Annotated in this window: 22 protein-coding genes; 14 read left to right on the forward strand and 8 right to left on the reverse strand. The window is 50.9% G+C overall.

Annotated features, from left to right (window positions below; genetic code table 11):
- The first annotated feature begins 40 nt into the window (after positions 1 to 40).
- From JFC11_RS14350 to JFC11_RS14380, 7 genes are all read left to right on the forward strand, one after another.
- Positions 41 to 697, forward strand: a complete 657-nt coding sequence (locus JFC11_RS14350; protein WP_038483717.1) for an SPOR domain-containing protein — start codon at positions 41 to 43, stop codon at positions 695 to 697.
- Between the two features lie 3 nt (positions 698 to 700).
- A complete protein-coding gene (locus JFC11_RS14355; protein WP_038483719.1) occupies positions 701 to 1,291 on the forward strand; it encodes a CvpA family protein in 591 nt (196 codons plus the stop codon).
- A 171-nt stretch (positions 1,292 to 1,462) separates the two neighbouring features.
- Positions 1,463 to 2,986: an amidophosphoribosyltransferase gene (purF, locus tag JFC11_RS14360; protein ID WP_038483721.1), complete on the forward strand. Its 1,524-nt coding sequence runs from the start codon at positions 1,463 to 1,465 to the stop codon at positions 2,984 to 2,986.
- Between the two features lie 56 nt (positions 2,987 to 3,042).
- Positions 3,043 to 4,242, forward strand: a complete 1,200-nt coding sequence (locus JFC11_RS14365; protein ID WP_120387042.1) for an O-succinylhomoserine sulfhydrylase — start codon at positions 3,043 to 3,045, stop codon at positions 4,240 to 4,242.
- 237 nt (positions 4,243 to 4,479) lie between these two features.
- Positions 4,480 to 5,034 (forward strand): cytochrome b, encoded by a 555-nt coding sequence (locus JFC11_RS14370; RefSeq protein WP_038483725.1) that lies wholly within the window; start codon positions 4,480 to 4,482, stop codon positions 5,032 to 5,034.
- A 72-nt stretch (positions 5,035 to 5,106) separates the two neighbouring features.
- Positions 5,107 to 5,691, forward strand: coding sequence for a YceI family protein (locus tag JFC11_RS14375; protein ID WP_198349825.1), 585 nt, complete (start codon positions 5,107 to 5,109; stop codon positions 5,689 to 5,691).
- A 165-nt stretch (positions 5,692 to 5,856) separates the two neighbouring features.
- Entirely contained in the window at positions 5,857 to 7,191 is a 1,335-nt protein-coding gene (locus JFC11_RS14380) for an MATE family efflux transporter (protein WP_038486733.1), read from the forward strand.
- Positions 7,192 to 7,197: 6 nt separating this feature from the next.
- On the opposite strand, the gene JFC11_RS14385 is transcribed toward JFC11_RS14380, so the two are convergent.
- The 4 genes from JFC11_RS14385 to JFC11_RS14400 form a co-directional block, all read right to left on the reverse strand.
- Complete coding sequence (locus JFC11_RS14385; RefSeq protein WP_038483730.1) at positions 7,198 to 8,682, reverse strand: uracil permease; 1,485 nt, start codon at positions 8,680 to 8,682, stop codon at positions 7,198 to 7,200.
- 250 nt (positions 8,683 to 8,932) lie between these two features.
- Positions 8,933 to 10,123 carry an amino acid aminotransferase gene (locus JFC11_RS14390; protein ID WP_038483732.1) on the reverse strand — a complete coding sequence of 397 codons (1,191 nt, stop codon included), beginning with the start codon at positions 10,121 to 10,123 and terminating at the stop codon, positions 8,933 to 8,935.
- The gene (locus JFC11_RS14395; protein ID WP_038483733.1) at positions 10,124 to 10,462 is read right to left on the reverse strand and encodes a 4a-hydroxytetrahydrobiopterin dehydratase; all 339 of its coding nucleotides are present in this window, start codon (positions 10,460 to 10,462) and stop codon (positions 10,124 to 10,126) included. It abuts the gene before it with no gap.
- Between the two features lie 28 nt (positions 10,463 to 10,490).
- Positions 10,491 to 11,390: a GGDEF domain-containing protein gene (locus JFC11_RS14400; protein ID WP_038483735.1), complete on the reverse strand. Its 900-nt coding sequence runs from the start codon at positions 11,388 to 11,390 to the stop codon at positions 10,491 to 10,493.
- A 311-nt stretch (positions 11,391 to 11,701) separates the two neighbouring features.
- Here JFC11_RS14400 and cobA point away from each other — a divergent pair, with 311 nt between their 5' ends.
- The 4 genes from cobA to dcd all read left to right on the forward strand — a co-directional run bounded on the left by cobA (position 11,702) and on the right by dcd (position 15,306).
- Entirely contained in the window at positions 11,702 to 12,472 is a 771-nt protein-coding gene (cobA, locus tag JFC11_RS14405) for a uroporphyrinogen-III C-methyltransferase (RefSeq protein ID WP_038486736.1), read from the forward strand.
- Positions 12,473 to 12,631: 159 nt separating this feature from the next.
- A complete protein-coding gene (locus JFC11_RS14410) occupies positions 12,632 to 13,756 on the forward strand; it encodes a coiled-coil domain-containing protein (RefSeq protein ID WP_198349826.1) in 1,125 nt (374 codons plus the stop codon).
- A gap of 171 nt (positions 13,757 to 13,927) precedes the next feature.
- A complete protein-coding gene (gene apbC, locus JFC11_RS14415) occupies positions 13,928 to 14,728 on the forward strand; it encodes an iron-sulfur cluster carrier protein ApbC (protein WP_198349827.1) in 801 nt (266 codons plus the stop codon).
- A gap of 11 nt (positions 14,729 to 14,739) precedes the next feature.
- Positions 14,740 to 15,306: a dCTP deaminase gene (gene dcd / locus JFC11_RS14420; RefSeq protein WP_038483741.1), complete on the forward strand. Its 567-nt coding sequence runs from the start codon at positions 14,740 to 14,742 to the stop codon at positions 15,304 to 15,306.
- A 91-nt stretch (positions 15,307 to 15,397) separates the two neighbouring features.
- Here dcd and purN read toward each other — a convergent pair whose 3' ends face one another.
- Together purN and purM are read right to left on the reverse strand one after the other, a co-directional pair.
- Positions 15,398 to 16,156, reverse strand: a complete 759-nt coding sequence (gene purN, locus JFC11_RS14425) for a phosphoribosylglycinamide formyltransferase (RefSeq protein WP_095604134.1) — start codon at positions 16,154 to 16,156, stop codon at positions 15,398 to 15,400.
- Entirely contained in the window at positions 16,153 to 17,220 is a 1,068-nt protein-coding gene (purM, locus tag JFC11_RS14430; protein WP_095604133.1) for a phosphoribosylformylglycinamidine cyclo-ligase, read from the reverse strand. The genes purN and purM overlap by 4 nt, the downstream gene beginning before the upstream one ends.
- Before the next feature lie 200 nt (positions 17,221 to 17,420).
- Between purM and JFC11_RS14435 the strand changes: the two genes are divergently transcribed.
- Both JFC11_RS14435 and hda read left to right on the forward strand, forming a co-directional pair.
- Positions 17,421 to 18,533, forward strand: a complete 1,113-nt coding sequence (locus JFC11_RS14435; protein WP_095604132.1) for an AI-2E family transporter — start codon at positions 17,421 to 17,423, stop codon at positions 18,531 to 18,533.
- Positions 18,530 to 19,234 carry a DnaA regulatory inactivator Hda gene (gene hda, locus JFC11_RS14440; protein ID WP_038483749.1) on the forward strand — a complete coding sequence of 235 codons (705 nt, stop codon included), beginning with the start codon at positions 18,530 to 18,532 and terminating at the stop codon, positions 19,232 to 19,234. The genes JFC11_RS14435 and hda overlap by 4 nt, the downstream gene beginning before the upstream one ends.
- 77 nt (positions 19,235 to 19,311) lie before the next feature.
- Here the strand turns inward: hda and JFC11_RS14445 are convergent, their stop codons facing one another.
- Entirely contained in the window at positions 19,312 to 19,686 is a 375-nt protein-coding gene (locus tag JFC11_RS14445) for a phasin family protein (RefSeq protein ID WP_038483751.1), read from the reverse strand.
- Positions 19,687 to 20,035: 349 nt separating this feature from the next.
- Here JFC11_RS14445 and JFC11_RS14450 point away from each other — a divergent pair, with 349 nt between their 5' ends.
- Positions 20,036 to 21,412 (forward strand): class II fumarate hydratase, encoded by a 1,377-nt coding sequence (locus JFC11_RS14450; protein WP_198349828.1) that lies wholly within the window; start codon positions 20,036 to 20,038, stop codon positions 21,410 to 21,412.
- 30 nt (positions 21,413 to 21,442) lie between these two features.
- Here the strand turns inward: JFC11_RS14450 and JFC11_RS14455 are convergent, their stop codons facing one another.
- A complete protein-coding gene (locus tag JFC11_RS14455) occupies positions 21,443 to 22,513 on the reverse strand; it encodes an endonuclease/exonuclease/phosphatase family protein (RefSeq protein ID WP_198349829.1) in 1,071 nt (356 codons plus the stop codon).
- Positions 22,514 to 22,536: the final 23 nt, after the last annotated feature.

Genomic DNA, 22,536 nt, shown 5'->3' on the forward strand with positions numbered 1-22,536 from the left:
GGCCTAACCGTTGTGCTCGCTAAGCTTGATGGAGAGGGATATGAAATACGGTAAAACGGAACGCATCAGTGGTATTGTCATTTTACTCGCGTTGCTGGCGATTTTCGTGCCGTGGTTGATGAGTGATCCTGCTCCCCGAGAAGAGCGCCCTCAGCCTACGTTTGTTATTGAACGGCCTGTAGAGGCAACACAGCAAGATGTTCCGGCTCCGCAAATGCCGTCATCCATCAACACGTCCTCAAGTGAAGGTCGTTCTGTAGATAGCGCGGTCAATAGTGTGCCAATTGATGCCAATCCAAGGCAGCCTCAAACCGGTCAAGCCAGTAGCTCTAACGCGCAGAGTGCTGGAGCAAATGATCCAATTGCTGAGTTAATGGCTGCAAATAACCGTGATAACGCGTCTACAAGTTCTTCTGCCAGCTCTTCTAGCACATCATCGAATGCTGCTGGTCCAACATCTTCTTCCCAAGGCGAGTGGGCCGTTCAAGTGGGAAGCTTTGGTAATGCGGATAACGCGCAGCGGCTAAGTGATCAGCTTACTCAGGCGGGGTTTAGCGCCTATCTACGCGAGCGTGATAATAACCTCACCTCTGTTTATGTTGGGCCATATGCGACGTCTGAAGATGGTGAGTCTGCGATGGCGATTATTAAGCAGCGTGCCAATGTACAGGGCTTGTTAGTGCGAGTGAGAAATTAACTTATGGCACTTACTTGGATAGACGCGCTTTTCCTGGCGGTGCTGGCACTTTCCATGTTGGCCGGCTTTACGCGCGGATTTGTCAGGGAAGCTCTTGGGCTGGCCGCATGGGTAGTCGCCTTGTTGGTAGCGCGGGTCTTGGCAGAGCCGGTGGCGGATCTAATGAGCGGGTTCATCGACAGTTTCGATGCGCGCTTAGTGTTGGCATTTATTTTAGTGATTTTTGCAGTCATTTTACTTTGTGGGATTGTGATCCGCCTCGTTCATGCGGCGGTAGAGTGGGTCGGTATGGGGTTGCTTAACCGCTTTGCGGGAGCTGCCTTTGGGCTTGCTCGTGGCGCTGTCATTTTATTGGTGGCAACCGTCCTTATTACACTAACGCCCTTAGCTGAGCTACAGGCTTGGCAAGAAGCTGAGCTACGGCCGACGTTTATTGAGCTGCGCGATTGGGCGGTAAGCCAGTTAGATCAATGGGAGCGGGAGCTGCCACAAGCACCTGACTCGCTTCGCGATATTTCGTTGCCAGATTTCCGCGCTCAGGAAGAGCTAGTTCCACAGCCTTTTACGCCAACATCTGAGAATGGTGGCCAGTGAGTCACTGCTTAATGTTGGCTCAACGCGACGTGATGTTTAGTTAGTAATACAGTTAGCCGCTGTCTACCAATGCCCGCTTTTGCGATCGAAAAATAGGCAGTGGCTCACATTCGTTTGATGAACGTACGGGTTTGCTACGGTGAACCATGGCACTAAAGCGAGGTAACTTGAATGTGCGGTATAGTGGGCCTTCTGGCCAAGCAGGCGGTAAATCAGGGAATCTACGATGCTCTGACCGTACTTCAGCATCGGGGCCAGGACGCTGCCGGCATGATGACTTGGAGCGAGGGACGCTTCCTACTGCGCAAGAGTAACGGGCTGGTGCGAGATGTGTTCCATACCCGCCACATGGCTCGCCTAAAAGGTAACCTTGGCATTGGTCACGTACGTTATCCAACCGCTGGTTCCTCTAGTGAAGCTGAGTCTCAGCCGTTTTATGTCAATTCCCCCTACGGTATTGCGCTGGCTCACAACGGTAACCTGACTAACTCTGAGCAGTTAAAGCAAGAACTTTTCTCGACTGACCTTCGTCACATCAATACCAGCTCTGATTCTGAAGTTTTGCTAAACGTATTTGCCCATGAGCTGGGTAAGCAGGGTCTGCACCTGGAAGCCGAGGATATTTTTGATGCCGTTCGTAGAGTGCACCGGCGCTGCAAAGGCGGCTACGCGGCGGTCGCGATCATTAACGGTTTTGGCATGGTGGCATTTCGGGATCCTCATGGTATTCGTCCCGTGGTATTTGGTACTCGCCAAAGTGACGAGGGCCAGGAGGTCATGATTGCTTCGGAATCCGTCGCCCTAGATGTAGGTGGCTTTGAGCTGGAGCGTGACCTTTCACCAGGTGAAGCGATTTTCGTCGACATGCAGGGACAGATTCACACCCAGGTGTGTGCTGATCGACCTGTGTTGACTTCCTGTATTTTTGAGCATGTTTACCTGGCGCGCCCCGACTCTATTCTTGATGGTGCCTACGTGTATGGCACGCGTATGCAGATGGGACGCAAACTTGGCGACCGCATTCTTAACGAATGGCCTGATCACGATATTGACGTTGTCATTCCAATTCCCGATACGTCGCGCACCTCTGCCCTTGAGATGGCTCAGCACTTGGGTGTGACCTACCGCGAAGGGTTTATGAAGAACCGCTATATTGGCCGTACGTTTATTATGCCGGGCCAAACGCAGCGTAGAAAATCGGTGCGTCAAAAATTGAACGCCATTGATGTCGAATTCAAAGGCAAAAATGTGCTGCTGGTGGATGACTCTATTGTGCGAGGAACCACCTGTAAGCAGATTATTCAGATGGCTCGCGATGCAGGGGCTCGTAAAGTGTATTTCGCTTCTGCTGCTCCGCCCGTTCGCTACCCCAATGTCTATGGCATTGATATGCCAGCAGCAAAAGAACTGATTGCGCATGGCCGCACAGAAGAAGAGGTTGGCCAACTGATTGGTGCAGATCGAATTTTCTATCAAGACCTGGAAGATTTGAAAGCAGCTTGCCGTGAGGTTAATCCTGAGATGGATGAGTTTGATTGCTCAGTCTTCGACGGTAACTACGTCACTGGCGATATTGATGATGCCTACTTGGCGGTGCTTGAAGCGAGTCGTAATGACGCGGCTAAAGATCAAAGTGCGGGCGACCATGCGCTAGTGGATATGCATAACCAAGATGATGATGATCTTGACGACTAATGCCGCTTAATAGCTCGTATTACAACTTTTATTGACGTTTTAAAAGGTGCTCAGCCATGCATGATGATAGTCACCAGGATGATTGGTCGCTAGAGACCCTTGCCATTCGCGCGGGCCATCACCGTACGTTTGAGCAAGAGCATGCCGAGCCCATTTTTCCCACTTCAAGCTTTGTTTACGAAAGCGCGGCTGAAGCCGCGCGCAAGTTTGGGGGGCAGGAGCCGGGCAACGTCTATTCGCGCTTTACTAATCCTACTGTGCATACGTTCGAGCGCCGTTTGGCGGCGCTTGAAGGTGGTGAGCGGTGCGTGGCAACAAGTTCGGGTATGTCGGCCATTTTATCGACGGCGTTGGCACTGCTAAGTGCCGGCGATGAAATTGTTGCATCTCGGTCGCTGTTTGGTTCTACCGTGAGTTTGTTTGACAAATACCTGGGAAAATTTGGCATCACGACTCGTTATGTAGAGCTATCTAACGTTTCTGCCTGGGAAGAGGCCATCGGCCCAAATACTAAACTGTTGTTTGCGGAAACACCTTCCAATCCACTGTCTGAAGTCGCAGATATTCCAGCATTAGCTGAACTTGCTAAGCGTAGTGGTGCACTTTTGGCGATTGATAACTGCTTCTTAACACCGGCACTTCAGCAGCCAATTGCACTTGGCGCTGACTTAGTTATCCATTCAGCAACGAAGTATCTGGATGGCCAGGGACGTGCTGTGGGTGGCGCAGTGGTTGGTAAACACGACGTATTGGAAGAAGTGTTTGGTGTGGTACGTACTTGCGGGCCTTGCCTGAGCCCCTTTAATGCGTGGATTTTCACCAAAGGTCTTGAAACCTTATCGTTGCGCATGAAAGCGCATTGCGAAAATGCGCTGACTTTGGCGCTCTGGTTAGATCAACACCCGGCCGTTAATAAAGTGTATTACAGTGGTTTAGAAGCCCACCCTCAGCATGCGCTTGCCAAAAAACAGCAGCAAGGGTTTGGGGCCGTATTAGGCTTTGAAGTGATAGGTGGCCAAAAAGGGGCTTGGCAAGTGATTGATGCAACGCGCATGCTGTCCATCACTGGCAATCTAGGGGATGTTAAAACGACGATTACCCATCCGGCTACCACCACCCATGGGCGTCTTTCTGATGCGCAGAAAGATGCTGCGGGCATCACGCCAGGGCTGATTCGCGTAGCGGTAGGGTTGGAAAGCCAAGCTGATATTCAGCATGATCTTGCCGCTGGCCTGGATGCTTTGGCGGCTAGCTGAGCGATTCAAATAGCGTTTTGATAATCCGGCCATTCGTGGCCGGTTTTTTATTGCTTGTTTGGCTAACGATATTGTTTTTAATACGGCTTTTTACGAATGGTTTTTAACAAACGTTTTTTACGAATGGTGTGTTCTGCTTTTTTCAGCAGTGTTTTGATTAGCAAGACGGTATGCTTTATATAAGTATGTACTTACAGCGGGCATGAGCTATCGCTGTTGTAAATGAGGAAATCAAGGATGTGGCGGAACACGCAGAGTGGTTGGGGAGTCATTAGTATTACTCTTCACTGGCTAAGTGCATTAACCATTGTAGGGTTGTTTGCTTTAGGTTGGTGGATGACAGATCTTGGCTACTACGATACATGGTATAACCAAGCGCCGTGGGTGCATCGCTCGATTGGTATCTTGTTATTAATAGCTACCTTTGCTCGCTTGGTATGGCGCTTGATTCAACCAACGCCTCATGCAGAGGGTAGTCGCTTTGAACGTCTAGCTGCCCATGCTGGGCATATAATGTTATATGTCTTGTTATTGTTAGTGCTTGTTAGTGGCTATTTGATTTCTACTGCCAACGGGCGCGGAATTAGTGTGTTTGATTGGTTTGAAGTGCCAGCGCTGCTCCACGGGCTTCCTGATCAAGCTAGTCTGGCAGGCGATGTTCACTGGTACAGCGCCCTGGCACTTATGGTATTGGCCGCAGGGCACGCGCTAGCCGCTATGAAGCATCATTGGTGGGATCGCCATTCGACACTCGTGCGGATGGTTAACCCTGCTCATGGCCGCAAGCGGTAATGGAATTTTTTTGTCCACTGCGCTGATAGTTTGCTCGTAGTGTTTATTAGGAAAATAAAGGAGATTTCCACGATGTTAAAGAAAACCGCTTTTGCTACTGCAATTGCCGCCGCTTCGCTAGCGACGTTCAGCCAAGCGCAAGCAGCAGAATATCAAATTGACACTGAAGGCCAGCACGCCTTTGTTCAATTCAAAATTAGCCACCTCGGCTTTTCCTATATTCTGGGTACTTTCGAAGAGTTTGACGGTCAATTCTCTTATGACCCAGAAGATTTAGAGGCCTCTTCTGTAGAAATGGAAGTGCAGGTGAGCAGCCTGAACACTAATCATGCAGAGCGTGATCGTCACTTCTTGAGCAGCGATTTTCTTGATGCCAGCGAATATCCTACGGCAACTTTCACTTCAACAGGTTTTGAATCAACGGGTGAAAATGAAGGCGTCGTAATCGGTGAACTAACGCTTCATGGTGAGACACAAGAAATTGAAATGCCTGTTACCTTAATGGGTGAAGGTGATGACCCCTGGGGCAATTACCGTGCAGGTTTTGAAGGCAGCACCATGTTAACACTGGATGATTTCGGCATTGATATGAGCGACTTCCCAGAATCAATGCACGAGCTGGAGCTTTACGTGACGTTTGAAGGCATTCGTCAGTAAGCGAGTGTAAGCAAAAAGCGCCATCACCCTTGCCTGGGTGATGGCGCTTTTGCGTTGGGAGTTACTAGAAACAACTTACATCTCGTAGGTTGTAAGTATTGTTAACTAGGTGGCGTTCACCGTTATCTACTCTGTTTTGAGGATTTCTCTTTGGCAGCGGTCATTATGCAGCAACGCGAGCTGGCGATAACCTTATGGCGTCAAACGTGGCCGATGGCCATTGGCGTGTTGGCGCTATTGGGTTTCCAGCTTGTAGATAGTGCTTTTATTGCCCGTTTGGGAACAGCGCCCTTGGCCGCTCAGTCGTTTACCTTTCCTTTGTCATTTCTGATTATTGGTATTCAAGTGGGAATGGGGATCGCGATTGCGGCGCTGATTTCCCGAGCTCTAGGGGCTGGAGAAGAGAGTAGAGCGAAGCGGTTAGGTAGTCTGGTGCTAATTGCCGGTGGGCTTGTCATCGGTCTATTAACTGTAGTGCTCTGGTTTCTTCAAGTACCCATATTCAGGTTGCTAGGTGCCGATGATAGCGCGCTGGTCTATATTCGCGCTTACTGGGGGCCACAGCTATTTTCGGCTTGGCTAGGCGCGCTGCTCTATTTTATCTATAGCGTGTTTCGTGCTCACGGCGATACACGGCTGCCAGGTAAGATGATGGTGCTTAGTAGCCTTGTTAATCTGGGATTGGATCCGCTATTTATTTTTGGTATTGGTTCTTGGCAGGGGTGGGGGCTAGCGGGCGCGGCTTGGGCGACCGCCATTGCATTTTTTGTGGGGCTGTTATTCAGCAGTATTAAACTAAAGCATCGAAAGTGGACGACGAATACCGCACTATGGCAAGAAGCTAGGCGCTCGTGGCGGCTTTTTACCGGTATTGCTGCTCCTGCTATGGTTAGCCAGTTGATGCCGCCACTGGCGGCGATGTTGGCGATTGCGGCTGTTGCTAGCCTAGGAGATACCCAAGTGGCGGCTTGGGGACTTGCCAGCCGCCTAGAAACGGTTTCGCTGATGGTGATATTGGCGATGACGATGTCGCTACCACCATGGCTTGGGCGTTGCTATGGCGCGGGCGACTGGGGACAGATTCAGCAACTGATGCGCTTGGCAGTGAATGTCGCGTTGATATGGCAGCTTAGCCTGGGGCTGTTGCTGGCGCTGGCTTCACCCTGGGTGGCTATGGTGTTAGCCGGGAACCAGGAGGTGCAAAGTGAGCTCGCGCTGCTAATTCGCTTTTTGTTGCCAAGTTATGCTGCGCTGGGCGTGTGTATGCTGGTGGTGTCTGCAGGTAACGCTCTCGGCTGGCCACTTAGAGCAATGCTGCTTTCAAGCGCACGCTTGTTTATTTGCTATCTACCTTGTTTATGGTTGGGTGCGCAGTTGTTTGGCTGGACAGGCTTAGCCGCTGGTGCGGCATTGGGTAACGTGTTGGCAGGTATGGTTGCTTGGATAGTGCTCAAGCGCATTTTATCCCGCCCGCATCGGCAGGCGGGATTCAGCAAGTAATGCAGTTTAGTGCTTCTTGGGGGCTTCCTGGAACGAGAAGTACATAAACAGTAATGCCATGCCCAAGTAACCCATGACAAATTCAGGCGCCGCGTTGAAGGCCAGTTTTGGGGCGTGCATCAGTCCTACAAATGAGAAGCCTGCCGCAATGGCGGCGAATGCGGCTGCACGCCGGAACTGATGATCGATCACCGATACTGTCATGGCCCCTAGGAAGATGGCCATAAACATCGCACCTTGTCCCATGACAACAATGGCACTGGAAATATCGCTGACGACGTCACCAGCACCCCGGTTGAAGCGTGTCATTACGTAGTTGGCAAAGTAGGGCAGCATCGCCAGCGCAATGGCCGGATAATAGCGGGTATCGTTCGCTTGAAATGCAGTGGCTATCATCGACATGCCGACAAATACCAAGATAGGGGCCACTACTGAGACCGGAATAATGGCCGCTAAGGCAGCGATCAGACCAAACATGGTGGCGAGGGCATAAACGGCACCGTTTAAAATGCTGTAGCCTCGTCCTGCCCCCATCCACTTCGCGCCCACCGTTGCGATATAAACAGTTGTCGGGAATACGCCGCCAAATAGAGCGCCGATCATCGTGCCTGCTCCATCCACTGCCTGGCACTCGCGCACATCGTATTTATCGCCAGCCGCTTCCATCGCTTCAACGTTATTCATGGTTTCAATAGCGTTATAGAGGGTGATGGGGAGCACGACGGTAAGTACGGCCAGCATGCCGGTAAACAGCAAGCCTAGCCCTTCATACCATGCCAAATTAGGCAGTAGGGGGTAGAACCCTAAATGTGTAAAAGCATCGCTAAAGCGTTCACTGCCCGCATCGCCAATCAAATATGCCATCGCAGTACCGACCACAATGGCAAACAGCGATGTCGGTAGCTTAAATGGCATGCTGACGCGGGCCACAAGACCAACAATGATAATGCCGAGCACCAGAAGTCCAATGATAGGCATTTCCAGGGTTTTAAATAGCATCTCACCGGCAATAAAGGTGAGTGCGACGCCAGCAACAGCGCCCAACATGGCCGCCCGTGGGAGGTGATACTGCACCCAGCGGCCAATAATGCTAATCAAGGCTTCTATTGCGCCGCTAATAAAGCAGGCGGCCACGGCAACTTTCCAGGCTAATTCCGCGTCACCGGTTAACTGCTTGGCGGGGAGCAATACGCCGAATAGAAACACAAACATGACCGGTGTGGAGATGCCGTAGGAGAGCGCGGTGACATCGCTGCGGTTTTCTTTGCGTGCGAGCCTAGCGGCACTCCATGCGTAATAAAAATTGCCTGCCATGACTGCCACTGCGGCACCAGGTAACACCTGACCATACACAATGGATGTGGGGAACCCCATGCCCAGCATGGTAATTGCGATAATGACAAAGTTGGCAATATTGTTTTGAAACAGCGCGAAGAACGCGTCGGTATCTTCTTTTTTGTACCACGGATAGTGAGTGCCGACAGCCGCCATGATAGGCCTCTTAGTTATGGTGTGTTGTATACAAGGCTATGCTGAGTGTGCCGAAGATTTGACTGATCGGTCAAGCATTGCGTTGTAGCGGACGCCGCACGGGCGCCCCAGGCTCTGGCGGCAAGCGGGCAATTGTACATAACAATCGCTTGCCTGTTCAGTGGCTTATCTTCAATTCATCTACAAAAACGCCCAGGCAATTTGCCTGGGCGTTTTAGCTGTTGACACTAAGGTTAACAACTCACTGGCGTTATTCGTTAACGGCAGCGATGGCTTTAGCGAGGTAAGGTAAATTCTCGTGTGAGAATCCTGCAACGTTGGCACGGCCAGAGCGCACCATGTAAATACCGAATTCGTCACGCAGGCGGTCTACTTGCTCGGGGGTTAAACCGGTGTAAGAGAACATGCCACGCTGTTCTGCAACGCATGCATACTTTTCATCAAGGCCGTAAGGCTTAAGGGCTTCAACGAAGTCGCGACGCAGCGTATTGATGCGATCACGCATTTCGGTCAGCTCTTCACGCCACATTGCAGACAGCTCAGCGTCGTGGAGAATTTCGCTAACAATCGCGCCGCCGTGGGCTGGAGGGTTAGAGTAGTTCTCACGGGCCACAATGGCAGCCTGAGAGCGAACGTTCTCCATCTGCTCGGCGTCTTTTGCAATCAGGATCAAGCAGCCAGTGCGTTCGCAGTAAATGCCAAAGTTCTTTGAGCAGGAACTGGTGATGATAACTTCATCAAGGTTTTCAGCCAGCAGACGAACACCATAGGCATCTTCGTCCAGGCCTTCCCCGAAACCTTGGTAAGCAAAGTCAACCAATGGCAGTAGTTTGCGCTCGCTCAGTACCGCCATTACTTCTTGCCACTGATCTTTGGACAGGTCAAAGCCGGTCGGGTTGTGGCAGCAAGCGTGAAGTACCACAACGTCGCCTTCAGGAATCTTTTTCAGTGCTGCTAACATACCATCGAAATCAAGGCGGTTGTCAGCATCAACGTAGGGGTACTTGTGAAGTTCGATACCTGCAGCGGTGAAAATGCCGTGATGGTTTGGCCAAGTAGGATCGCTGACCCAGATTCCTTTTCCAGGAAGCTGGTGAGCAATAAAGTCAGCGGCTAAGCGTAGTGCACCTGTTCCACCAGGAGACTGGGTAGCGCTCGCGCGGTTGGCTTTCAATACGGAAGAATCTGTACCTAATACCATAGGCAGCACAGCATCACCGTAAGCAGGGGCACCGTGAGAGCCAATATAGGTCTTGGTGGTTTCATTCTTGAGCAGGCGAGCTTCTGCTTCCTTGACAGCGCGCATGACCGGCGTATTGCCTTGTGCATCGCGATATACGCCAACCCCTAAATCGACTTTCTGGGGATTGGTGTCTTTTTTGAAAGCTTCGATCAGCCCGAGAATGGCATCTCCTGGGACTCGCTCAATTTGCTCAAACATTTATTCGGCTACCTCGTCGGTTCTGGCGGCAAGAATGAAATCATTAAGATGCAGGCCCTTTATTGCATGAGACCACCATGTCACGGTGGTTTTACCCCACTCAGTAACAATGACAGGATGGTGCCCAGCCTGCTCTGCTATATCGCCAACGCGCTGGGTGAATGCCAGGGCATCGGCAAAGTTGCGAAACGTAAACTGTCTCGTCAGCTTCATGATGCCATCGTGGTCAACAATCTGCCACTCTGAAAGTGCTTCTAGATGGGGTTGGCATGCGCTATAAGTGAGCGGTATGGCGTTGCTACTGCAAGGTTCACAGGTTTTCTGAGCAAGCGTTGTCATGTGTTGCCTCCTTTTAAAATTGCTCTTATTAGGGTAGAAGGCATACACAGTCGCGACCAACCTCTTTCGCGCTGTATAGAGCTTGATCAGCGCGCTCTATTAAGTTGGCTAAAGGCTCACCGCACCGATACTCCGCTACACCAATGCTCACGGTTACTTGGCCGGCACCGATTCCAAAATCGTAGCTTGCGATGGCATGTCGGAGACGGTCAGCGAGTTTATGGCATTGTTGCAGCGGTGTAAGCGGCAACACGACCATAAACTCTTCACCTCCAAGTCTTGCCACCATATCTTCGCAGCGCAGGAGTTGCTGAGTTTGCACGGCAAGTTGTTCAAGTACGCTATCGCCCTGCAAGTGTCCCCAACGATCATTGAGCTGTTTAAAATAATCTATATCTACCATCATGATAGATAAAGGCGTCCCATGCCGCGTGCTTAATGAGGCTAGGTGCGTTAAGTGCACCATGAGTTTGCGACGGTTAGGCAATCCCGTTAAAGGGTCGGTGTCGCAGAGTTTTCTTAGTCGCTGCTCTTCAGCGACTTGATCAGTAATATCCATCATGATGCCGCTCCAGCGAACACCATTGGATGCCGGGGAAGGGTTAGCACTTACCGCAATCCAGTGCGGTTTTCCTTTAGGGAAGGGGAGGCGGAAGCGAGTTGTGAGCGGTAGCATCCAGCGTGCAGATCGCTCAATAGACGACATGATTTTGGGGTGATCGTGACCGGTTAGGTGTTCAATAAGTTGGCCAGCGTCATGCGCTAATTGTTGTCGGTCGATGTGTGCCAGCGCCTCGCCCCCGCCTTCCAGATAGGGAAAGTGCATACGGCCGCAATGTGATCGATAGAATTGAAAAATAACCCCTGGTATCTGGGATATCAGACTATCAGTACTGTGCGGTACTGGGGCTGTATCATTCACGAGCATGCGTGAAGCTCCAAAGCATATGCCAAATAAAAGTTAATCGTAAAGGTTAGCCCTAAAAACGTAACTAATATGTAAGCCATTACTGACAACGCTTGCTTTTTTTAAAATCAATTGATCTATATATATTCTATAAAAGAATTTTAGTGTGACGTTAAGTGTCTTCCATAGAAACTTTGGCGCGACACGGGAAGGCCTATTGCATTTTAATAGATTGGATCATTTTTTATTGTCGGGGTGTTTCTTTGAGAGAAGTAAAGGCAGCCACTATAAAGACAGGCCATTCGGTTAGCGCTCAAAAAGTTGGCGGTGGTTTGGTAAGTTTGGTAGGTGCTGGCCCAGGGGATCCAGAGCTATTGACGTTGAAAGCGTATAAGCGGCTTCAGGTAGCAGAAGTGGTGCTCTACGACCGCCTCGTTAGCGATGAAGTGCTAGCCCTGATTGGGCCTAAGGCTGAGCGATTTTACGTTGGCAAGGCGAAGGCGTTGCACAGCGTCCCTCAAAATGAAATTAACCAAACATTGGTGGCTTGGGCCAGGCAAGGTAAGCAAGTTGTGCGTCTCAAGGGGGGAGATCCCTTCATTTTTGGCCGAGGTGGAGAAGAATTAGAAACGCTCATGGCTGAAAATGTGGCGGTAGAAGTCATCCCGGGTATTACCGCGGCATCCGGTTGTGCAGCTTATGCGGGCATTCCTCTGACACACCGAGATCATGCGCAGTCGGTTCGCTTAGTCACGGGCCACTTGCAACATGGAGAGAGCACGCTTGATTGGCAAGCGTTAGCTAGCCCTGGACAAACCTTGGTATTTTATATGGGGCTGAGTAACTTAGAGGCCATTTGCCAGGCTTTGATGGACCATGGTCTCGCACCCAGTACCCCTTTGGCGCTGATTGAACAGGGCACAACACAGCACCAATGTACGCATATTGGTTCTTTGCAACAGCTGCCTGAGGCATTTCACCAAGGTGAGATTACACCGCCTACATTATTGATTATTGGCAGTGTTGTGTCATTACATGCCACGCTTTCTTGGTTTGAGGTTGCCGCTGCCGATGCGATAGGCTTTAAGGAAAGTAAACACTAGGCTAACCAACAAACGGGTAACCGTATGGGCCGTTAGTCATATACGTTGATCGCTGGCTAGATGTTGCTAGATGTGTATGCTAGTAAAAGAATGTCAGGTGCTAAATGTCTATCAACGCTGCTGATATCGGTAGCCTAAAAAAGAAGAGAGGGACGCAGTATGCCAGAAGCAAACCACTCGGATAATCAAGCGTCAGCGAGTAAGCCAGGCATGAAAACGCTTTTTAAAGACAACCGTGTCAAAGGCATTGCTGGTATTGCCGCCATTGCTGTTATTTGGGCAATTATGGCGCAATCGAACTCGGGCACACGGCAAGAGCGTGTCGAAACGTTAGAAGGCCAGTTAGCCAGCATCGAGCAAGATAATAACCAGCTTAGCCAGCGGATTGCAGAAGTTGAGCAAGCTGAGACCGATTTAAGTGCAATGCGTGAGGAAATGGCAGCGCTGGAAGAGCAGCAGGCTCAGGCACAAAGCGATCTAGAGTCCGCTCAGCGTGATACAAGTGCGGTGCAATCGCGTCTTGAAGAGCTAGAAGCTGAGCGTGATGCACTTCAGCAAGAAGTCGATACGTTAAGTGAGCAAGTAGAAAGCGCTGAAGCCGACTTGCAAGCACTCAAAGAAGAACGTGATCAAGTGGTAAGCGCGCGTGACGAAGCTGAGTCTGCTCGTCAGGAAGCTGAAGAAGCTCGTCAAAGTGCCGAAGAGGCCCGCCAAGAAGCGGAGTCGGCACGTCAGCAAGCTGAACAAGAGCGTCAGGAGGCCGTTGACGAGCTTAGTGCCGCTCAAGAGGAACTGTCGGGTTTAGAAACCCAGATTAGCGAAGCTAGCGAACAATTGTCCGGTACTGAGGAAGAGGTGTCAGCCGTTCAAAGCGAATTGGATAATTTGCAAAGCGAGCGTGACTCGCTCACCAGTGAGCGGGATGAGTTGCAAAGCGAGGTTGATTCGTTAACCCAACTGCGCGAAGAAGAGCAACAGAGCCTCGACCAAGTGCGCAGCGAGATGGATGATCTCATGGTCGCGCTGGATATTGGTCGTGAAGAAGTAGCCAATGTTGAAAGTGATATTGAAGCCCGTGAAGAGCAGCTTGCACGCCTGGAAACCCAGCTTAGTGATTGGCGTGACGAGCTTTCATCTTTGGAGAGTCGTTTGCATGTAAGCGATGCAGCGAATGACGAAGTGCCTTCTCTTACTGATGAGCAGAGTGACAACGCTGATTCAAATGGTTCTGAGCAAGCTGAAGAAGCAAGTTCTGAAGAGCAGGATCAACAAAACAGTAACTGATCTATACACTTGATCGTGCGCTGATTGCTAGCGTAATAAAGCGGATGTAGGTACCCCCTGCATCCGCTTTTTGTATGTTGGTTTAGATTGTATGTTGGTTTAGAAATAGGCCGCCTAGGAGTATCATTCAAACCACGGATAGATTAGTCGCAATAGACAGGAGTGCCATTGATGGACGGTGTAAAACATATAGTAGCAGTGGCATCGGGGAAAGGTGGGGTCGGCAAATCGACCGTTACTGTGAACTTGGCACTAGCGCTTTCTGCCCAGGGGTATCGTGTTGGCGTACTGGATGCTGATATTTACGGCCCTAGCCAAGCGCAAATGCTGGGTGTTAAAGAAGGCGTACGGCCTCAGGCGACGGAGGACAATAAGTTTCTGCCGCTAGAAGCGCACGGCCTTCAAGCGATGTCGATGGCCTTTATGGTTAACACCCGTGAGGCGATGGTCTGGCGTGGCCCGATGGTCGTTGGTGCGTTTCAGCAAATGCTGACACAAACCCAATGGGATAATCTGGATTTCCTGCTGATTGATATGCCGCCAGGTACCGGTGATATCCAACTGACGCTGGCGCAAAAAGTGCCTGTTTCAGGCGCCGTGATTGTCACCACGCCTCAGGATATTGCGCTCCTTGATGTCCGCAAAGGCATTGAGATGTTCCGTAAGGTCAATGTGCCAGTGCTTGGCGTGGTAGAGAACATGAGTCTTTATCATTGTGAAAATTGCGGCCACGAAGCGGCTATTTTTGGTACCGGTGGCGGCGATCGCATCGCGGAAGAGTATGATACGACAGTTCTTGGGCGGTTGCCGTTAACGCTATCTATTCGTGAGTTAGCTGACTCTGGTCGCCCCAGCGTGATTTCCGAACCCGATAGCTCAGTGAGTCGCACGTTTGCAGATATTGCCAAACAAGTGGCGCAATCGGTAAATGCCAGCCATAGCGGCGGCCCCACTATTTCTTTTAGCGAGTGATGACGTAACAAATGAGTATTAAATCTGATAAGTGGATTCGTCGCATGGCGCAAAGCGATGCCATGATTGAACCGTTTGAAGCTGAGCAGGTGCGCTATGTGAATGATCAGCGCGTTATTTCTTATGGCACGTCGAGCTACGGTTACGACGTTCGCTGTGCCGATGAATTTAAAGTGTTTACCAACATACATTCGGCTATTGTCGATCCCAAAGCGTTTGATGACAAAAGCTTTGTCGATGTTAAGGGGGATGTGTGTATTATTCCGCCGAATTCCTTCGCATTAGCACGCACGGTTGAGTATTTTCGTATTCCGCGCAGTGTGCTGACGATTTGCCTTGGAAAATCCACTTACGCGCGCTGTGGCATTATTGTTAACGTAACGCCGCTTGAGCCAGAGTGGGAAGGACATGTGACGCTTGAATTTTCAAATACTACCAACCTGCCAGCCAAGATTTATGCCCATGAAGGGGTAGCTCAGATGCTATTCCTTGAATCTGATGAGATGTGTGAAACATCTTATAAAGATCGCGGTGGTAAATATATGGGGCAACGAGGCGTTACGTTACCTCGCACGTAAATAGTGCACGTAACAGTAGTTGTAAGCTAAACGAAAAACGCCTTACGCGCTAATAGCGGTAAGGCGTTTCTTATGGTCAGAGCAGTGACGTTTAGGTGTTTTCGTCAAACTCTTCGTCTAGCTCTTCTGCAGCATCTGTGTGGGAGAGCCGCATACCATGGGGGGGCAGGGGATGGCCATCCATGGTGGCGTTTTCAGCGCTATATTGCAGGCGGCCTTGCAGAAACCACTGAACGGCAATTGGGAAGATTAGGTGTTCACGAGCGTGCACCTTCTCCTTGAGCGTCTCAACGGTATCTTCATTTGTAACGTTCAGTTCTGCTTGCAGCACAACAGGCCCACCATCTAGCTCTTCAGTGACAAAATGCACGCTACAGCCATGCTGTTTGACACCGTCTGCCAGCGCTCGAGCATGGGTATTTAACCCTTGATAGGCGGGCAGCAGTGAAGGGTGGATATTGAGCATTTTGCCTAAAAAACGCTGCACAAAGCGGGGCGTCAGAATGCGCATAAAGCCTGCTAAAACAATCAAGTCAGGCTCATGACGTTCGATGACTTTGATTAGCGCTCCGTCGTAAGCATCGCGGCTGTCATATTCGCGATGAGGTAGCGCAACGGCTTCAATACCCGCTTCTAAGGCGCGCTTCAAGCCATAGGCATCCGGCTCATTGGAAATAACAGCGACGATTTCCCCACCAAGTCGATCATGGCTTTGCGCGTCAATCAGCGCCTGTAAATTACTGCCACTGCCAGAAATTAGCACCACAATACGTCGCGCCGCTGTTGGTTCTGGCGCCATGTCGTTTATGGTGTCGTTGAACGTGCCACTATTGAAGTCAGTACTGCTCATGCGCGAAGGCTCTCCAAAACGACGGCTTCCTCCTGGCGCTGAATAATCTGACCAATGCGATATACGGTCTCGCCTTGAGCTTGCAGGTGCGCCATAGCGTCTTCAGCTTGGGCCTGGGGAACTACAACCACCATGCCGATGCCGCAGTTCAGTACGCGGTGCATTTCCGTTTCACTGACATTGCCTTGGGCTTGTAACCAGTTAAATACTTCTGGGCGCTGCCAGGTAGAAAGATCAACGTGGGCTGCGAGGGTATCGGGTAGAACACGGGGAATGTTTTCCAGTAAACCACCACCCGTAATATGGGAGAGCGCGTGAACGGGAATATCTGTGCCGCGCATCATCGACAGCAACGACTTCACATAAATACGCGTCGGCGCCATTAACGCGTCGCCAAGCGGCTGCCCACCCACAGTATCATTGAGTGAAGCGTTGCTAACTTCCAGAATTTTGCGAATCAATGAATAGCCATTGGAGTGCGGGCCAGAAGAGGCCAATCCCAGCAGTACATCGCCTTCGGCTACCTTGCTGCCGTCTAAAATATCGGCCTTCTCAACAACGCCAACGCAGAAGCCTGCCAGGTCGTAGTCATTGCCCTCGTACATACCGGGCATTTCCGCAGTTTCGCCGCCTACGAGTGCGCAACCAGCCAGTTCGCAACCAGCGCCAATGCCGGTCACGACATCTGCAGCGATATCCACATCCAGCTTACCCGTGGCATAGTAGTCAAGGAATAGCAGCGGTTCAGCACCGGCAACGATCAAATCGTTGACACACATAGCGACCAAGTCAATGCCAATGGTGTCATGCTTACCAAGGTCCATGGCAAGACGCAGTTTAGTGCCGACACCATCCGTGCCGGAGACCAGGACTGGCTGTTTATAACCAGCGGGAAGCTCACACAGTGCGCCAAACCCGCCAAGGCCACCCAGGACTTCAGGGCGTGTCGTGCGTTTGGCAACGTGTTTGATGCGATCAACTAGCGCGTTGCCGGCATCAATATCGACACCTGCGTCTTTATAGCTGAGTGAGGGAGTGGCCTGAGAAGTGGAGGTATCGGTCATGACAGATCCTGTGAAGCCTATAGCAATACGGGTAGTGCTGGCGAAATGGCCAGTGCTGGGGCGATAACGGAACGGATTGTAACACCCAGAGACGTAAGTCGCATCGATGTGCGGCGTTAACCGATGTTCAATACGCTACTTTTGTTACTATTCAGTACGCTAAGGGCGCTAACCATCTTTCCAGGAGGGATATAAAGAGCATGCGACATTCATGGTGGGGCGTTGTTTTTTTGGTGGTATTGGTGGGCTGCCTCTACTTATTAGATGCGGTACTGATGCCATTTATTGCGGGTTTAATTTTGGCCTATTTGGCTGACCCGCTTGCTAATTATTTCCAGCGGTTAGGCATGAAGCGGCCTTGGGCAGTTAGTAGCGTCTTTTTTGTCCTGTTAATGATCCTTATTTTAAGCCTGCTTATTTTGATCCCGCTAGTTGTTCAGCAGACAAAACAGCTGGGAGAGGCGTTGCCGAGTGTCTTCAACTGGATTGAGAATATATTAGCGCCGCAGGTTCAGGAGTGGACGGGTTACGATTTGGGCGCAGAGCTAACGAACGTTAGAGAAACTTTGATCGAAAACTGGCGTGATGCGGGTAGCTATGCAGCTCAGGCGTTAAGTCAAATAGGCCGTTCCGGGATGGCTTTCGTTTCCTGGGTTACCTACGTCGCCCTGATTCCTGTCGTAACGTTCTATTTACTACTTGATTGGAGCAGGCTGATTTCTAGTCTTGCTGATTTGGTTCCTCGTCAATGGACAAGCGATGTTTCCCGCTTGGCTCAGCGCTGCGATGAAGTTCTATCAGCGTTTCTACGTGGGCAGTTACTGGTCATGCTGTGTTTAGGCATTATATATGCGGCGGGCCTAACGTTGATGGGGCTGAACTTCGGCCTGCTGATTGGTGTTGTGTCTGGGCTTGTCAGTATTGTGCCGTTCCTTGGTTTTATTGTGGGGTTAGTAGTGGCGCTTATCGTAGCGCTTTTCCAGTTTGATACATGGTGGGCTGTGCTGGGCGTGATCGCGGTATTCGGTATCGGTCAGGCGGCAGAAAGTGTCATACTTCAGCCTAAGCTGTTAGGCGATAAGATAGGTTTGCATCCTGTTGCAGTTATCTTTGCGGTACTGGCGGGCGGTCATCTTTTCGGTCTGACGGGCGTACTCTTAGCATTGCCTGCCGCAGCGGTCATTATGGTGCTTTTAAGGGAAATTAAAGATCGCTATAAAGGCAGTGCTCTCTATGATGCCGAGCAACGTCCGCAAGAACAGCAACATTACAATGATGGACTGGGTCGTCACGACGAAAGGGAGTCACCATGAGCCGATTACCGGCACAGCTACCGCTTGGGGTAGGGTTGCGAGACGACGCGACATTTAATAATTACTATGCCTCACAAGCAAACGCTTCATTAATGGAGTACCTGAGCCGGCAGCTTAAGTCAGATGCTGAGCCGTTCTTATATTTATGGGGCGCGCCGGGCAGTGGCCGTAGCCATCTTTTACAAGCGGCGTGTCATGCCGCCTCGGATGCAGATAAGCGGGCACTTTATCTTCCATTGGCAGACCTTGGTCATTTTCCACCGCTGATGCTGGAGGATATCGAACGTCTGGATCTCGTCGCCATTGATGATCTTGAATATGTGATAGGGCGTAAGCGTTGGGAAGAGGCTCTGTTTCACGCCTTTAATCGGCTGCGTGATGCGGGAAAAGCCTTAGTGATTGCCGCCAATACGTCTCCACGCCAACTAGACGTTGCATTGCCGGACTTGGCGTCACGGCTAACCTGGGGAGTTACGTTTCATCTGCATCCGTTGGATGATAACGAACGCCTAGCAGCGTTAAAGCTTCGCGCCAACGTACGTGGAATGCAGTTGCCTGATGACGTAGGGCGCTACATTATGCATCGCGGGCCGAGAGAGTTGGGGGATTTGTGCCATGCGCTGGAAACGCTTGATCAAGCATCGTTATCCGCTAAACGGAAGCTGACTATTCCTTTCGTTAAGTCCGCCCTTAATTGGTAAAGCGCAATTGATAAAACGCCCCTGCCAGTGATCTGGCAGGGGCGTTTTAATGACAGCAAGTCAATAACTAACAGATATTAAGCAGTTTTGCTCATTTTGCTAGCAGCAGCTTGCGCTTGCTTAACATTATCTTCTGTCAGTTTTTGGCCTTTCTGCAAAAAGTCTTGCTGAAGAGCAACGACTTTATCTGCATCGCCTTTTACACGTTCAGCTAGTTCTTTAGCCACTTTTTGCTGGCCTTCCATGTAGCTACGCAGGCCGTTGGCGTCTTTCACGCTCATCAGCTGACGCATTTGGGCGATGCCGGTATCTACGTAAGATTTGTTGGCATCAAACTGTGCGTTAAGCATTTTTTCAGAGTAATCGATGCTTAGCGTCATGTATGCACGCACAGGTGCCATGAACATGTTGTCGAACTGCTGAGTCATTTCGTTGGTGTTAAATGTTTGCATGGTAAACACTCCTGTTCCATTGCCCACTAATCGGCCCATTGATTGACGGTGCCGTTAGTGTTGGTTGATCAGCAACGGTTTTGTTAAGCATCCACCGCAGCTGATATCTAGTTATCTTGCGTTGCAGCATAACAGGGGTTTTTGTGCAGTGCAACATTGTGGTGAAGTGAATTTAAGGATCGTGTGAGTGTGGCTGTGTGAGTCGATGATACGCGCGGATTTACCTAACGCGCCGGTAGGGCTAGGCTAAGCGTATAGATAACCGTTATCACTAAAATAATCGTTGGGAAACGTGACGCTAGTGATGTGAGCGGCGTTAGCTAAGTCGTTTTTAAAAAGGAGTGCCAGGATGGACACACGTATTGAACGGGATAGCATGGGTGAGCTCGATGTGCCTGCAAATGCGCTTTATGGCGCTCAAACCCAACGGGCTATCAACAACTTCCCTGTCTCGCATACCCCCATGCCCACGGCATTTATTCACGCTGTCGCGCGGATAAAGCTCGCTGCTGCGCGGAGTAACTGTCAGTTGGGTTTGTTAGATAAACCCCGCGCGGAGGCGATTGAGAATGCGGCTCGGGCGGTGATTAGTGGCCAGCATGATGGGCATTTTCCTATCGATGTTTTCCAGACAGGCTCTGGTACGTCGACCAATATGAACGTCAATGAAGTGCTGGCGACGCTTGCCAGTCGTGAAGGGGTCGAAGTAACGCCAAATGATCACGTTAATATGGGGCAGTCGAGTAACGACGTTATCCCAACGGCCATTCACCTATCGGCAGCGATAGCCGTTAATGAAACGCTTCGTCCCGCATTGGTGACGCTGCAGGCCACGATTGATCGTAGGGCGAGTGAGCTGGCCCATGTTGTTAAAACAGGTCGTACTCATCTGATGGATGCCATGCCGCTGCGTATGGATCAAGAACTAGGAGCGTGGTCGAGCCAAGTGGGGCAGGCCATCGAGCGTTTTGATAGCGCCATGACAAGGCTGTGTCGATTAGCGCAAGGCGGCACGGCGGTGGGCACCGGTATTAACGCGCCTGAGGGGTTTGCCGAGCTAATGGCTAGCGATTTAAGTCAGCAAACGGGCCTACCTTTTGTGCCTAATGATAGCTTTTTTGCCAGTTTGGCATCCCAGGATGCTGCCGTAGAGTTATCGGGGCAGTTGAAAGGGTTGGCCTGTGTGGTTATGAAGATCGCTAACGATTTACGCTGGATGAATTCGGGGCCGTTGGCGGGGCTGGGCGAGATTGAACTTGAGGCACTACAGCCTGGTAGTTCCATTATGCCGGGTAAGGTAAATCCAGTGATTCCTGAGTCGGCCGCCCAAGCGGCAGCGCAAGTCATCGGTTTGGATGCCGCGGTAACAGTGGCGGGTCAGAGTGGAAACTTCCAGCTCAACGTGATGCTGCCGCTAGTGGCTTCGAATCTTCTCACATCGATTAGATTGATGAGTAACACAGCCACCTTGTTGGGTGAGCGTGCTATCGCCACATTCAAAGTGCGTGACGATAATTTACAGGGGCCGCTCGCACGGAATCCTATTTTAGTCACGGCCCTTAATAGCGTGATTGGCTATAACGCCGCCGCCGCGGTGGCTAAAAAAGCCTATCAAGCTGGGCGCCCAATCATCGACGTTGCGGAGGAAGAGACCGACCTAGATCGCTCAACGCTCGAACGTTTGCTAGACCCTGCAGTACTAACGCAAGGAGGCATACCTGAGTAGCCTCTATTGAGATATTAAGAGGGTAGGCGGTTAGGTTTCTTGCGTTTCCGTTTTGCCCTTTTGAATGGTTTTGTTCGCCTCTTGACGCTCTTCTGCACTGGCGTCGGGCGTTTCGTGTTCATTTTGACGCGAAGGCCGATAGCAAAAAGTGGCTAATATAGGGAAGTGGTCAGATCCGAACGCCCCAAGTCGCTGCATGTTGACGAGGGTGAAATGCTCGCTTACAAACGCGTGGTCGAGAGGCCAGCGCAATAGGGGGTAATTAGCGTGAAAGGTACTGAACATGCCGCGTCCGCGACGTGGGTCGAGCATCCCCCCTATGCGACAAAAACGTCGTGTTGTGCGTGACCAAGCGACATCATTCAGATCTCCGGCAACGAGAGTGGCCTTGGGGTTTCGGTGAATTTCTTTTCCAATCCATAACAGTTCTGCGTCACGCCATAGAGATTTTTCGCTTTCACTGGGTGCAGGCGGTCTTGGATGGACGGCAAATAAGCGAATGTGCTGACCGCTTTTAAGTTCTACCTGGGTGTGAATCGAAGGTATATCGTCCTGGATAAGCCACTTAACCTCAGTGTTTTTCAGCGCTAGGCGAGAATAAAGGTGCATGCCATAAAGGTTATCTAGTGGGATCTTAACGCTATGTGGCCACTGTTCGTCTAAAGCTGGGTCAAGCTGATCTTGCCACCATTGATCGGATTCTAACGTGAGAATCATGTCGGGCTGGTGGCGCGTTATCATCGCCAGTAATTCTTCTGACTGACGGTTTGGTGTCAGTACATTGGCGATTAGCAGCGTAATCATCTGGTCTTTAGGGGCATTATGGGCGGCTTTTACCTGCACAGGCCAGAGCTTTGTCCATGGCAAAATGTAGCGCAGTTGAAGCGCTAGCGTGGCGAGTGAGACCAGTGTCGCGGTAACTCGCCACGGCCCTGGGTCTAGTAACCACAGGCTAGCTAAGCCACACGCTAAAGCCATTACGGCAATTTGCAGTCGGGGAAATTCAAAACTGCGCACCCACCACCAGCGCATAGGCACGCGGGCAATCAGTGTGGCGAGTAACAATGAGATGGCGATGCATCCTAGCAAAGGCCCAAGCAAGGTTTGCCTCCTGGTTTAACCGT

This window comes from Vreelandella alkaliphila (assembly GCF_016107625.1).
Taxonomy (GTDB): domain Bacteria; phylum Pseudomonadota; class Gammaproteobacteria; order Pseudomonadales; family Halomonadaceae; genus Vreelandella; species Vreelandella alkaliphila.